Here is a 12,880-nt window from a genome sequence, read left to right on the forward strand (position 1 = left end):
AAACGCCCGCAGGAGTAATCCTGCGGGCGTTTCTATATCACGGCTATTACAATGTGGTTACGAGGTTACCTGCTCTCGCAAGATGGACGCAGTAAGCGAGAACATCAGATAGATACCTGCAAAGATCAGAAACGCCAGAATGGTGTTCTCGAACTTGCGCGGATAGCTGGGCTCCTCACTTGGCACAGGGCGCACGGCAACAGTCAGGTATCGCACCTGACGCCCTGCTTCTGTGCGCGCCTGTTCAAGCCCGGTCTGGGCCAGTTGCAGGTTCGTGTCCGCATTCACCAGATCAGCCTGCGCCAGCTGCAAGGTCACGGCCTGCTTGGCTAATGAATTCTGACCGGCTGTTGCATTATTCATCCGGTCATTCAGTTGCGCCAACGCGGCCTCCAGACGGCGCACGTCACCCTGTGCCCCTTCGACCTTGGCACTGTTGGGCCGCGCGTTGTCCAGCAAGGCAGCAAGCTCCAGCTGTTTCTCGATCAACAGCGTTTCATAGTTGGTGATCTGCGTCCGGACAGCTGCAATCACCGCCTCCGGGTCCACACCGTTTTCGACCTGCAATTCGATCAGCCGCTGCTGGGCATCGCGCCGCGCAGCTGTCGCTTTGTCAAAGCCAATCTGGGCGTCGCGCATCCCGTCTTCACGCTTGTTCTGGCTGAGGCTATTCACGCGGTCTTCTGCATATTGCAGCAGCCGCTGTGAAAAGTTCGTGGCAACCTGTGGATCTGCGGCGATGACCTCCATGCGGATCACACCTTCGGTAGGATCATAGCCGATTTTGATGTTCTTTTTGTACAGCTTGTAGGCTTCTTCGTTGGTCGGATTTTCGTTCAGGCGCTGGATCGGATCAATGTTTTCATCCGTAAAGTGGCGTTTGAAACCCGCATCTTCGTCCAGTCGCAACATCGCATCCTTGGACTGTAGATAGGCCTGCGTTGCAATACTGTCAGCCGAGTTGGCGAATTGCGTGGGCAAGAGGCCACCGAACGGGCTGGGACCGCCACCGCCTTCGTTCTGGATAATCAGGAACTGGCTATCGGTGGCGTACATCGGGGTCGCTACCTTATAGAAATAGTATCCGGCAAAGAACGTCGGGATCAGGACGAAGAACGCCAACCGGACGATAAGCAGCCCCATCTTTTTGCGGCGGCGGCGCGTGATATCTTGCTGGATGTCTGAAATCTCGCGCATCCGGCGTTCCATCGGGCTCACCTCGGTGGAGGGCAGCGTTCCCTTCCCTACCGGAATAGTCTGCGGCAATTGCACCCGACCAGCGCCAGCGCCCCCCTGTTGGGCAGGCAATTCAGCCAGCGCATTGCCGGGCCCACCTTCATGCTGTGCGCCCCCCGCTTGCGGCACCACCAATTCTATCATGTTGGAGCGTTGGAACGGGTCAATCCCCTTGGCGCGCAGCAGGCGCACCGCATCAAAATCTGACGTGGCCGGCAAACCATGTTTCTGCGCTACGCGCCGTGCCATGCGCAGTTGACGGCCTGTCAGGCCTTCGCGGCGGATCGCGTCCATATCCTGCTCGCCGTCCACCTCCTGTGCCGATGACACTTCGCCCTCCTGGGCCGTCGGCTGGGGCGCCTCGGCCTGCGGTGCGGGTTTTGCCGCACCAGTTGTTTGCGGACGCGCGGACGGGCGCGCAGGCTCTGGCATGGCAATAGGCGCGGCAGCCTTGGGCGCTTCCGGCTGGGGCGTTGCGCCCTCTGTTGCCGCGCTCGGACTACGCTTGATCCGGAATTTTCTAGCTTTGGGTTTGGTAGTCATACAACATCTTCGCTTCTTCCAAGCTGTCAAATACGTTCAGCTGCCCGTTCATCAGAACCGCGGCAGTACGCGCGAATTTTTCTAGCGTTTCCGCCTGGTGCGACACAATCACGATCGTGGTCGTCCGCAGGCGTTCTTGCAGGATTTCGCCTGCTTTCCGATTGAATTCGACATCCGTCGTGGACGGCATGCCCTCATCGATCAGGTACATATCGAAATCCAGCGCCAACATAAGCGCAAATGAAAACCTTGCGCGCATACCGGCTGAATAAGTGCCGAGGGGTTGATCGAAATATTCGCCAAGACCACACAGCCAGCGGCAGAAGCTTTCCACATAGTCGGGGTCGAGCCCATACAACCGCGCGATATAACGCGCATTTTCCATCGCCGAAACCTTGCCGACCACCCCCCCCATGAAACCAAGAGGAAAAGAGATGTTACACGCGCGCACGATCTCACCCTCATCGGGCTTTTCAAGTCCTGCCATCATGTTGATCAGCGTGGTCTTACCGGTTCCGTTCGGCGCGAGGATACCCATCGAATTGCCCAATTCCACGCGAAAAGACACTTGGTCAAGAATGACCTTGTGTTGCGTACCAGTCCAAAAGGACTTGGAAACGTTACGAAATTCCAGCATTGCGCGCCTGCTCCGGTTCGACTTGCGGTGTGGGTCGGGGTCCTCTTCTGCGGAGGATCTCGCTTTATCTATCTTCGGATTTTGACGATATTATGTCTCATGGGGAAACAAATGTACAACGCCGCCTGCGGGGAAAATACCTGTTGATCATGCATGGCCAAGCCGACGTTGGCTTTGTGCGCAGACAAACCCGTTTTCTTCGATCTGAAGCGTGCTGTGGCCAAGCTCGAAACGGTCCTTGAGCATCTGCTGCAAACCCGTCCGGATCAGAGCGGGGTCGCCTTGTGCGGCCAAGACGACATGCGCCTCGATCGCGTTTTCATGCTCGCCCATCATCCAAAGATGCACATGGTGTACTGACGCGACGCCCGCGTGCTCCGACATGGCATCAATCACATCTACCGCATTGAGATCTGGCGGAGCGCCCAACATCAGCAGACGCATCACGGCAGGCATCTCAGCCGCCGCCTGCCATAGAATGTAGCCTGCGATGAGCAGCGTCACCACAGGATCTACCCAGTGCCAGTTGAACAAGATCACAAGCGTACCAGCCACGATCACCGCAACAGAGCCCAGCGCATCAGCAAGATTATGCAGAAACGCAGCGCGGATATTCATGCTGGTTTTTGACATCTGGTAAGTCAGCGCCGCCGTAATCAGATCGATCAACAGCGCAACCCCCGCAATCACCACAATGATCCAGCCTGTCACTTCGGAAGGCTGGAAAAAACGCATGATCCCCTCAAAGACTAGATAAAGTGCGACAACGATCAAAGTGGTGTAATTGATCAACGCGGCCACTGCTTCGACCCGGCCATAGCCGAAAGTCATCTGAGCATCCGCTGGTCTGCGTCCTATTTTACGAGCGACAAAGGCGATAATAAGCGACACGGCATCAGACAGGTTGTGCAGAGCATCGGCGATAAGCGACAGGCTACCGGCGAATATTCCGCCAACAATTTGCGCCAGCGTCAGCAGCAAGTTCACACCGACAGCCAGCGCGATCTTTGCATCTCCCGCGTCCGGATCAACGTGGTGGTGGTGATGATGGTGAGACTTGCTCATCAGGGTTTTCCTTTGGTTTGTGCGTGATCGGGACAAGGGATTTCTGCGTCCGCGCAACATTCGGTCAGCAGGAAATGCGACAGGCTGCGCACCCGCTCATAGGCGATTGCCGCACAGATGATGCTGCGGCCTTGACGTGTCTGCTCTACCAGCCCGGCCGCTGCGAGGATTTTCATGTGATGGGTCAAAGTTGAGCCGGTGACACCTGTTACATCCCCCAGCGACCCGATGCTCAGGCCGGACGGACCTGCGCGCACGAGCGCAAGCAAGACCGTTAAGCGCTGTTCGGACCCGAGGGCGGCAAAGCCGGATGCGGCGAGGGTGACTTCATTGATTGATGATTCCAGTTTCATATTTCTAAAAATATAGAAATGAAAGGCATCTTCAAGGCGATTTCAGGGATTGGGAAATCTTCTGCCCTTGGCAAAGTGATCTGCTCCCTTACCTAGCAAGGTATGAATGATATCCGCCACGATCTGCGCGGCTGTACCCTGTGCGCCGAACGCTTTGCATTAACCGCCACTTCACACCGGCCCAATCCGGTGGTCTGGTTTGAGTCCGGAGCGCGGCTTCTTATTGCGTCGCAGGCACCGGGTATGAAGGTGCATAAGGCGAACACGCCTTTCTGGGATGCCTCTGGCGTCCGCCTGCGCACTTGGTTGGGGCTGGACGAAGACGCCTTTTATGACCGAAGCAGGGTCGCCATAATCCCGATGGCCTTTTGCTTTCCAGGCTACAATGCAAAAGGCAGTGACCTGCCGCCACCGCCGGTTTGCGCGCAAACATGGCGCAAGCAGGCGTTGGAAATGGTACCCGATGTGCGCCTGACCGTTCTTATCGGTGGTCACGCCATGCGCTATCATCTGCCGAAATTCACAACTGTCACCCAAGCGGTGCGCGATTGGGATCAGCACCCCGCGGGCACCTTCGCCTTGCCACACCCGTCATGGCGCAATACGGGTTGGTTAAAGAAAAATCCGTGGTTCGAGGCAGAGGTCATCCCCCGCCTGCAAGCCGCTGTTGCCGAGGTAATGTAGATGGAACCGACTCCGCTGGACACAGCCCACGCCGCCATGCTGGCCACCCCCGAGAACGACACCGCCCGTCTGCGGTTTTATGAAAGGATGGCAGATGTGGAACTGTACCTGCTGCTTGAGCAGGAACCGCAGGACGACCAGATCAACCCTAAGTTGCTGGAACTGGCCGGCGCGCAATATTTGCTGGCGTTTGATCGGGCTCAGCGCCTTGCGCAATATGCAGGTGATGCGGCGGCCTATGTTGCCCTGTCGGGCCGCAACGTGGCCGCCATGCTGGAAGGGCAACCTTTAGGCATTGCGCTGAACATGGATGTAGCCCCCTCCGCGATCCTGCTACCTGACACAGCTGTGGAATGGCTGCGGGAAACGCTGACACATCAAGCGGCAGAAGTTGAGGCCAAGATCGAAACGGTGCTCCCCCCCAAAGGTTTGCCCGAAAGCCTGATCGAAGCCATCGATGCAAAGCTTGCGACGGCGACAGGCATGGCCGCTAATGCGTTTTTGGTCGGCGTGGCCTATTCTGGCGGTGGCCGCGGGCATTTGCTGGCTTTCATTGACGCAATTCCGCGCGCGCAGGATGCGCTTGTACGTGCCGCATCAGAAGCGTTGACGTTCTCTGGCATTGAAGCTGGCGCAATGGATGTAGGATTCTTCAATCACACTGATCCAACTGTTGCAAAACTCACCCGTGTTGGTCTGCGATTCGATCTGCCACAGATGGAGACGTTACAGAAAACGCCCCGTATGCCGGGCAACGACCCCGATGCGCCGCCAATTCTGAAATAATCGGGCGGCTTCGGCACACACCCGCTCACGGGTGCGAGAGATCACGCAAATGCGAGATGCAAACGCGCCCGACCCTCCCTACCTTCCTGAGCATAGGACAACGAAGTCCAGCATCAGGAGAGTTAAATGAACCGTTTTGCCTTTTCCATCGCCGCCGCCGCGACCGCGCTTGCGATCGCCAGCGCCTCTTTTGCAGGTGAGCAATTCGTGGATGACACAGGCTTTGCCGTGTCGGGATATGATGTCGTTGCGTATTTCTCACTGCCGCAAAATCCAGTGGGCCAAACACAGCCAGCGCCTGTTGCGGGCAACAAGGCGATCACAGCCGATTACAATGGCGCCACTTTTGCCTTTTCAACGGAAGCAAACCGCGAAGCGTTTCTGGCCGACCCCGACAAATATGTTCCGCAATATGACGGCCACTGCGCTTACGGCGTGGCAAAGGGTGGCAAAGTTCCGGGCAATCCGAACCTGTGGCGCATCATTGACGACAAGCTGTATCTGAACATCACCAAAAACGTGGTTGGTTTCTGGGAAGAGGACATTCCCGGCAATCTGACGCTGTCCGAAGGCAACTGGCCCAGCCTTGATCCAAAGCCCGCCTCGGAAAATCCCATTCCGGACTTCTCGTCAGCAGCGCCAAAAGGCTGACCTGTGACATCAGGTGTCCCCTCTCCTGATCGGCCGTCACCTCGTCGCGCGATTGCGCGGCGGGGTGTACTGTTTGGCGCCTTGGCCGTAGGCGGAATTGCGGCTGCACGATGGTATAACACCAGTGGCAATCTTGAGGGCGGCGCGTTGAGCGTTCAGCAGGCCCATGCAGCGGCAGTATCCGGAGCCGTTACATTGGTGGACATCCGACGCCCTGACGAATGGGCCCGCACCGGCGTGCCAGAAGGGGCTACACCCTTAGACATGCGTGACCCTGATTTCGTTCAAAAACTTTTGGGTCTGGTCCCAGACAAGACAGCGCCGGTTGCGCTGATCTGCGCGCGCGGGGTGCGTTCACGCCGTTTTGCCAAACGTCTGGCAGACGCTGGTTTTCTCAACGTCGTGGACGTTCCCGAAGGAATGCTTGGCTCTGGCGCGGGACCGGGCTGGCTCGCCTTGGGCCTGCCCGTGGCGGATGCGTGACCAATTGCCCAACTGCGGCGGTTGGATTATAGCGCAGGGATGAGCACAAATCCTCCGAACATCCGCCCTGACCTCGCGCCACGCGCGACCTTCTCCGAGCCCAAGCGCAGCGGCCAGCCAACCATTGGCATGGTCAGCCTTGGCTGCCCCAAAGCACTGGTGGACAGCGAACGGATTTTGACGCGCCTGCGCGCCGAAGGATATGCAATTTCACCGGACTATTCCGGTGCAGATGCAGTGATTGTGAACACATGCGGATTTCTGGACAGCGCAAAGGCAGAAAGCCTTGATGCCATCGGCGAAGCACTGACCGAAAATGGCCGAGTGATCGTAACAGGGTGCCTGGGCGCAGAGCCTGACTATATCCGCGAACACCATCCCCGCATCCTTGCTGTGACGGGTCCGCACCAGTACGAACAGGTGCTGGACGCCGTGCACACCGCCGTGCCGCCGTCACCAGATCCGTTTATCGATCTTTTGCCCGCTTCCGGTGTCTCGCTTACGCCGCGCCACTTCAGCTATCTCAAGATCTCCGAGGGCTGTAACCACAAATGCAAGTTCTGTATCATCCCCGATATGCGTGGCCGTCTGCAAAGCCGTCCCGCCCACGCCATCATGCGCGAGGCCGAAAAGCTGGTGGATAATGGCGTAAAAGAGCTGTTGGTGATCTCTCAGGATACGTCAGCCTACGGCGTCGATATCAAGCACGCCGAAGATCGCGGACACCGCGCTCATATCACCGATCTGGCGCGGGATCTGGGGTCGCTTGGCGCATGGGTGCGCTTGCACTACGTCTACCCCTATCCCCACGTGCGCCAGCTGATCCCGCTTATGGCCGACGGGCTGGTGCTGCCCTATCTGGACATCCCGTTCCAGCACGCCCATCCGGATGTTCTGAAACGGATGGCGCGTCCGGCCGCAGCCTCAAAAACGCTGGACGAGATTGCGGCGTGGCGCGACATTTGCCCCGACATCACGTTGCGCTCGACCTTCATCGTTGGCTATCCGGGTGAGACGGAGGCCGAATTCCAGACGCTGCTGGACTGGATGGACGAAGCCCAGCTTGATCGGGTCGGCTGTTTTCAGTACGAAAACGTCGCAGGCGCGCGGTCAAACGCCTTGCCGGATCATGTCCCTGCCGAGGTCAAGCAAGAGCGCTGGGACCGGTTTATGGAAAAGGCACAAGCAATTTCCGAAGCCAAGCTGGAAGCAAAAGTTGGCCAACGTATGGACGTGATCATCGACGAGATCGACGAAGACGCAGCCACCTGCCGTACCAAGGCCGATGCCCCCGAAATTGACGGTAACCTGTTCATCGACGAAGGCTTTGAAGAGCTGAAAGTCGGAGACATTGTGACGGTCGAAGTTGAGGAAGCAGGCGAATATGATCTGTGGGGGCGCGTCATCTAGCGACACGTTCACGCCTAAGTACGCGTTCACCTAAACACATCCAAATCCTAACTAAATTGTGCTTCGGAAATTCCGATGCACAAATTTCTTCGGCTACTTCACGCCATATCCACCCCCTCTGAATGAGCGTATTAACGATAAACCTTGAAATGTTCCCCCTATGTTCTATATTAACAATAGCAAGAACAGGGAGCACCCCATGTCCTACCAAACGACGTTTGACGATCTTTTCGAGGCTGTGACACCTGCTAAACAGGCAGAGTTACCGCTGCCGAAACCTGTTGCAGCAACCCAAAAGCAAATTGAGTACGCGAAGGTGCTTGCGGAAAAAACCAAATCCCCCCTGCCCGCAGACATCATGCAAGACCGAACGCGGCTTTCGAAATGGATCGACGCGCATAAGCCCGCGCCGAGCGCTTTCAACGATTACCCCTCTTCCAAGCAGGTCGGCTTTGCGGAGCGGATTGCACGGCTGAAGCATACGCAGGTACCGCCTGAGTGTTTCCGCGACCGTGCGCTCATGTCGCGGTGGATTGATCATCATAAAGCACGCTAGTGCTGGTATCGCCCCAGACTTACACTAGGTTTGGGGTATGAGTAATAAAGTCGAAGTTCTGTACAACGCCTCCTGCCCGATCTGTCGGCGGGAGGTTGACCATTACGCAAAGCTTAGCACGCGACAGAACCTCTCTATCGGGTACCATGATCTGGGCAGCGCCGAGCAATTGGCCGATTGGGGTATTTCGGAAAAAGACGCAGCAAAGCGTCTGCATCTGCGCAAAGGTGGGCAGATTTACAGCGGCATTCCCGCCTTTGTCCTGCTGTGGCGTGAGATTCCCCAAATGCGATGGCTGGCAACGGTGGTGAATCTGCCCGGCGTCCATTTCTTGGCCTGTAAGCTTTATGATTTTGTCTTGGCTCCGCTGCTGTACCGATGGCACCTTGTGCGGCAGAAACGCAAAATGCCCTAGAGAGAGCGGCGTTCGCGGAGTTTAAGCCTAAAGCGCATCAAGGTAATGACGCACACAAGTCTGCACGTGGCGGAAGCGGTCTCCGCCAAGGTGCTTGCCGCCGTACCAGCGGGTGACGACGACAAGATGGCCAGTGAAATCTTCGCGTTCTAGCATTCGTAAGATCACCATTCCTGCGCCGCTTTCTCCATCATCTGCCTTGATCGGCCCCTCATCGGGCAACAATGCGCCCCACGTGTTATGCGTGGCTTTGGCATAGGATTTGTCGCGTTTGAGCGCTTTGACAGCTGCGTCAATTTCGGCTCGGCTGGTCACCGGACATCCTGAAACCGCGTATTTACTGCCTCGATCCGTCAGAATGACGCCGCACTTACGCATGGTCAGGAATACCCTACTTGGTCGAGATAGGCTTTTGCGCGATACTTCTCGCTAAGGGCGAAGAATATTTTAACTTCGCCTTTCGAACTACCGATTTCAAAGACCCTTTTTAAGATCAACATTTAATATCGGGATCAGAATACATGCCTTTTGATATCGCAACAACGGCTCCGGCCGAATTGATAGGTATTGGCGGATTTTGCCTGTACGTGCTGACCTACTCGCTGCTCACCCTACGGGTCATTTCAGGCCATTCGCTTAAGTATCTGCTCATGAATTTGACGGCTGCCAGCTCAGTCCTTATCGGTCTGACAACAAGCTTCAACCTCGCCGCTGCAATGATCCAGATATTCTGGATCACCATGTCTTTGATCGGGATCGCGCTGCACCTGAGGCGATCCCGCAAACGCCGGTCAGAGCCCGGCAGCAGTCCGGCGCACGGTGTCAATGCGTGATGCATTGGGCGGGTGCGTGCCCAGGAATTTATCGCCCGGATCGGGGATACGCGTAAAAAACTCAGCACCGCGGAGCGGATCAAAGCCTGCTCTTTTGGTGATGATCGTGCCCAAGGCATCCGCCTCAAGCTCGAAGTCTTTTGAATAGCTGCGCGCACCAACTTGCGCGCCCAACTCTTGCGCGGACCGGACCGTGTTTGCGTCTCCCCCACTGAGCGTGGCAAGCCCCGCAAAAATCACGGCGCCGGCAACGGCATTTTGCTGTTGGCGGGCAATATGGCCGGAAATGTGATGCGCAGCCTCATGCCCCATAACAAAAGCCAGCTCGTCGGCGTTGCGTGCATCCGCAATCAGCGCAAGGGTAAACGCGATGATCGGGCGGCCCTGACGGTCAACAGTCTGATAGGCGTTCGCAGGCTGACCGGGGCGGTCATCCACGACAATGTTGAAATCACAGTTCATGTTCTGCGTGCGGGCGCGACACTCACGCTCGGCGACAGGCTCTAACGTCTCAACCACCTGAACAAAGCTACGCGCACTGCTGCGTACAACCGGTTGCGATGGCGTCGTGGTCGCGACCGGACCGGTGGAGCCGACTGGTACTACTTCGCACCCGGCAAGTGCTGCCAAAAGACCCAGGACCACAAAAAAGCGCGATATCATCCGTTGGTATTCCTTAAAATTCAAAAAAGCGCTGATCGTCCGGCGCAAAGTTTATTCGCGCATTAGTTTAGCACGCCCTGCGACGGGAACCAGCCCGATCACGCTACGGTTACAACGATGCGCGACGTTGCGCCGCAAAGCACGGCTGCAATCAGGCGCTTGCAAGCGGCCTGTGATAAGATATCCTCTCTGCATGTTTACAATTGAGCACGAATTTGACGCCTCCGTAATTACCCTTGTCGACGAGGGCGAAACCCCCTTGCGAGAGGACGTAGTTCTGAATGCGTTTGCCAGCCAGATCACGATCGAGCAATGGGACCCGAAGACCGACAGCCTGTGCAAGATCACCTTATCGCCAAACCAGCTGCGTGACCTAGCCGCAGCTTTAAATTTGCCCGAAGGCATCTATCACAGCGCGCCTTAGGCGCACATCAACAGGACAGTCTTATGGCCACCGGCACCAACATCCGCACCTATTTCGAAGGCACATGGCACAACGGCGATCTAAGTGTGATGAAAGCGGCTGATCACGGTGCCTGGCTTGGCACCACAGTATTTGACGGCGCGCGGCTGTTCGACGGGCTGGCCCCTGATCTGGAAGCCCATTGCGCACGTATCAACCGCTCTGCCCGCGCGCTGATGATCACGCCCACTGTCGAAACCGCGAAGATGGTAGAGATCGTGCGCGAAGGCCTTGCACAATATCCACGCGATGCTGCGGTCTATATCCGGCCCATGTATTGGGCACTTGCGGGAGACGAGCTTGGGATTGTCCCGCTTAAGGATGCGACAGGATTTGCCATATCGTTGGAGCAGATACCGATGGTGCCGCCAGAGGCCGCGTCCACGTTGACACGGACACGGTTCCGCCGCCCGGTGCTGGAAGACAATGTTGTGAATGCGAAAGCAGGCTGTCTTTACCCCAACAACGCCCGCATGATGGCCGAGGCCAGAAGCAAGGGCTTCGGCAATGCGCTGGTGGCCGATGCAATCGGTAACGTGGCCGAATCCGCGTCTGCCAATGTGTTTATGGTCAAAGACGGCGAAGTGTTCACACCTGTGCCTAACGGCACATTCCTTGCCGGCATCACGCGCGCAAGACATATGGTCAACATGCGTGCCGAGGGGCTAAAGGTGCATGAAGCCGTGCTAAGCTTTGAGGATTTTCATGCCGCGGATGAAGTATTCCTTTCCGGCAACATGATGAAGGTCACACCGATAAAGGCGTTCGACGATACGACCTACCGTGTCGGAGGCAACGGCAACCCCGTCACCCAACGCGTCCGCGAGATGTATTGGGACTGGGCCGCTTCCGAACCCGCCTGATTACCAAAAACAGATATGCTTGGTGCAAGGCCCACGCCGCGCGAATTCAGCATTGCGCGGCGTTACCTGTAAAAGCCAATTGCATGACGCTGTGCTGCGCGCCATGATCTGCAGCGAACCAGGGAGAATACCATGCGCAAGTTTCTTGTGATCCTCGATGACAGCCGAGAGTGTCTGAACGCCATGCGTTTTGCTGCGATGCGCGCGTCGAAAACCGGTGCCGGCGTCGAAGTATTGGCTGTGATTCCACCGGAGGAGTTCAACCACTGGATCGGGGTCGGCGACATCATGCGCGAAGAAGCCCGTGAACGGATCGAAGTGCATTACGAAGTATTTGCCAAGTGGATGCGCGACCGGCAGGGTGTCGAACCCACGCTGGTTATCCGCGAGGGACAGTCCGTGGACGAAATCATGGCCCACATCAAGGAGAACCCCGACATCGGTGTGCTTGTTCTGGGCGCTGGCACGGATGGCAAAGGACCGGGTCCGCTGGTATCCCAACTCAGTCGCACTGCGGGCAACCTTCCTGTGCCCATCACCATCGTTCCGGGCGACCTAAGCAAAGAAAAGCTGGAAGCCATCACCTGACGCCTATCAGTTTAGAACGATTCCAGACACCTTGACATCCCTTCGGTGCATCCGCATATCAGAAGGAACCCTGACGGAGGCCACGCCCAATGTTTATCCAGACAGAATCCACACCGAACCCTGCAACGCTCAAGTTCCTGCCAGGCCAGACGGTCCTGGAAATGGGGACCGCTGATTTCCCAACGCCCGATACGGCCTCCGGCTCACCGCTGGCCACGCGCCTTTTCGCCGTAGAAGGTGTTACCGGCGTGTTTTTCGGAACGGATTTCGTGACCGTCACCAAAGCAGATGCCGTTGAGTGGGATCACCTCAAGCCCGGCCTTCTGGGCGCGATCATGGAGCATTTCCAGTCGGGTCAGTCTGTCATGGCTGCGGATCACACTGCCAGCTCAGGCCATGCTGAGCATGACGGCGAAGACGGCGCGATTGTCGGCCAGATCAAAGAGTTGCTCGACAGCCGCGTCCGCCCGGCCGTAGCGCAAGATGGTGGCGACATTACGTTTCACGGGTTTGACCGTGGCGTGGTCTATCTGCATATGCAGGGCGCTTGCGCCGGTTGCCCCTCATCCACGCTGACGCTGAAGATGGGCATCGAAAACCTGCTGCGGCATTACATCCCCGAAGTGACTGAAGTTCGTCCCGTCGCCTGAC

Annotated in this window: 18 protein-coding genes; 12 read left to right on the forward strand and 6 right to left on the reverse strand. The window is 57.1% G+C overall.

Going from position 1 to position 12,880, the window contains the following annotated elements:
• Positions 1 to 57: 57 nt before the first annotated feature.
• The 4 genes from K3757_RS14100 to K3757_RS14115 all read right to left on the reverse strand — a co-directional run bounded on the left by K3757_RS14100 (position 58) and on the right by K3757_RS14115 (position 3,834).
• Positions 58 to 1,779, reverse strand: a complete 1,722-nt coding sequence (locus K3757_RS14100; protein ID WP_259996394.1) for a capsule biosynthesis protein — start codon at positions 1,777 to 1,779, stop codon at positions 58 to 60.
• Entirely contained in the window at positions 1,757 to 2,416 is a 660-nt protein-coding gene (locus tag K3757_RS14105) for an ABC transporter ATP-binding protein (protein WP_259996395.1), read from the reverse strand. Before K3757_RS14105 ends, K3757_RS14100 begins: the two co-directional genes overlap by 23 nt.
• A gap of 147 nt (positions 2,417 to 2,563) precedes the next feature.
• On the reverse strand, positions 2,564 to 3,481 hold the full coding sequence (locus K3757_RS14110) for a cation diffusion facilitator family transporter (protein WP_259996397.1): 918 nt from the start codon (positions 3,479 to 3,481) through the stop codon (positions 2,564 to 2,566).
• Positions 3,481 to 3,834 (reverse strand): helix-turn-helix transcriptional regulator, encoded by a 354-nt coding sequence (locus tag K3757_RS14115; RefSeq protein ID WP_259996398.1) that lies wholly within the window; start codon positions 3,832 to 3,834, stop codon positions 3,481 to 3,483. Before K3757_RS14115 ends, K3757_RS14110 begins: the two co-directional genes overlap by 1 nt.
• A gap of 102 nt (positions 3,835 to 3,936) precedes the next feature.
• Between K3757_RS14115 and K3757_RS14120 the strand changes: the two genes are divergently transcribed.
• The 7 genes from K3757_RS14120 to K3757_RS14150 all read left to right on the forward strand — a co-directional run bounded on the left by K3757_RS14120 (position 3,937) and on the right by K3757_RS14150 (position 8,819).
• Complete coding sequence (locus K3757_RS14120; RefSeq protein ID WP_259996399.1) at positions 3,937 to 4,518, forward strand: uracil-DNA glycosylase family protein; 582 nt, start codon at positions 3,937 to 3,939, stop codon at positions 4,516 to 4,518.
• Positions 4,519 to 5,304, forward strand: a complete 786-nt coding sequence (locus K3757_RS14125; RefSeq protein WP_259996400.1) for an SseB family protein — start codon at positions 4,519 to 4,521, stop codon at positions 5,302 to 5,304.
• A gap of 126 nt (positions 5,305 to 5,430) precedes the next feature.
• A complete protein-coding gene (locus K3757_RS14130; RefSeq protein ID WP_259996401.1) occupies positions 5,431 to 5,955 on the forward strand; it encodes a YHS domain-containing (seleno)protein in 525 nt (174 codons plus the stop codon).
• Between the two features lie 3 nt (positions 5,956 to 5,958).
• The gene (locus K3757_RS14135) at positions 5,959 to 6,438 is read left to right on the forward strand and encodes a rhodanese-like domain-containing protein (protein ID WP_259996402.1); all 480 of its coding nucleotides are present in this window, start codon (positions 5,959 to 5,961) and stop codon (positions 6,436 to 6,438) included.
• A gap of 39 nt (positions 6,439 to 6,477) precedes the next feature.
• Positions 6,478 to 7,848, forward strand: coding sequence for a 30S ribosomal protein S12 methylthiotransferase RimO (rimO, locus tag K3757_RS14140; RefSeq protein ID WP_259996403.1), 1,371 nt, complete (start codon positions 6,478 to 6,480; stop codon positions 7,846 to 7,848).
• 199 nt (positions 7,849 to 8,047) lie between these two features.
• The gene (locus tag K3757_RS14145) at positions 8,048 to 8,404 is read left to right on the forward strand and encodes a hypothetical protein (protein WP_259996404.1); all 357 of its coding nucleotides are present in this window, start codon (positions 8,048 to 8,050) and stop codon (positions 8,402 to 8,404) included.
• Between the two features lie 37 nt (positions 8,405 to 8,441).
• Entirely contained in the window at positions 8,442 to 8,819 is a 378-nt protein-coding gene (locus tag K3757_RS14150) for a thiol-disulfide oxidoreductase DCC family protein (RefSeq protein WP_259996406.1), read from the forward strand.
• Positions 8,820 to 8,846: 27 nt separating this feature from the next.
• On the opposite strand, the gene K3757_RS14155 is transcribed toward K3757_RS14150, so the two are convergent.
• Complete coding sequence (locus K3757_RS14155; RefSeq protein ID WP_259996415.1) at positions 8,847 to 9,197, reverse strand: YigZ family protein; 351 nt, start codon at positions 9,195 to 9,197, stop codon at positions 8,847 to 8,849.
• Between the two features lie 143 nt (positions 9,198 to 9,340).
• Here K3757_RS14155 and K3757_RS14160 point away from each other — a divergent pair, with 143 nt between their 5' ends.
• Positions 9,341 to 9,652 carry a CBU_0592 family membrane protein gene (locus tag K3757_RS14160; RefSeq protein ID WP_259996417.1) on the forward strand — a complete coding sequence of 104 codons (312 nt, stop codon included), beginning with the start codon at positions 9,341 to 9,343 and terminating at the stop codon, positions 9,650 to 9,652.
• Here the strand turns inward: K3757_RS14160 and K3757_RS14165 are convergent.
• Positions 9,611 to 10,315 carry a M48 family metallopeptidase gene (locus K3757_RS14165; protein ID WP_259996418.1) on the reverse strand — a complete coding sequence of 235 codons (705 nt, stop codon included), beginning with the start codon at positions 10,313 to 10,315 and terminating at the stop codon, positions 9,611 to 9,613. The two genes, K3757_RS14160 and K3757_RS14165, sit on opposite strands and share 42 nt — an antisense overlap.
• Before the next feature lie 193 nt (positions 10,316 to 10,508).
• On the opposite strand from K3757_RS14165, the gene K3757_RS14170 reads away from it, so the two are divergent.
• From K3757_RS14170 to K3757_RS14185, 4 genes are all read left to right on the forward strand, one after another.
• A complete protein-coding gene (locus K3757_RS14170) occupies positions 10,509 to 10,739 on the forward strand; it encodes a hypothetical protein (RefSeq protein WP_259996419.1) in 231 nt (76 codons plus the stop codon).
• Positions 10,740 to 10,762: 23 nt separating this feature from the next.
• Positions 10,763 to 11,641 carry a branched-chain amino acid aminotransferase gene (locus K3757_RS14175; protein ID WP_259996420.1) on the forward strand — a complete coding sequence of 293 codons (879 nt, stop codon included), beginning with the start codon at positions 10,763 to 10,765 and terminating at the stop codon, positions 11,639 to 11,641.
• Between the two features lie 132 nt (positions 11,642 to 11,773).
• Positions 11,774 to 12,229, forward strand: a complete 456-nt coding sequence (locus K3757_RS14180; protein ID WP_259996421.1) for a universal stress protein — start codon at positions 11,774 to 11,776, stop codon at positions 12,227 to 12,229.
• An 89-nt stretch (positions 12,230 to 12,318) separates the two neighbouring features.
• On the forward strand, positions 12,319 to 12,879 hold the full coding sequence (locus tag K3757_RS14185; RefSeq protein ID WP_259996422.1) for a NifU family protein: 561 nt from the start codon (positions 12,319 to 12,321) through the stop codon (positions 12,877 to 12,879).
• Position 12,880: the final 1 nt, after the last annotated feature.

This window comes from Sulfitobacter sp. S223, assembly GCF_025143825.1.
In the GTDB taxonomy this organism is placed as follows: domain Bacteria; phylum Pseudomonadota; class Alphaproteobacteria; order Rhodobacterales; family Rhodobacteraceae; genus Sulfitobacter.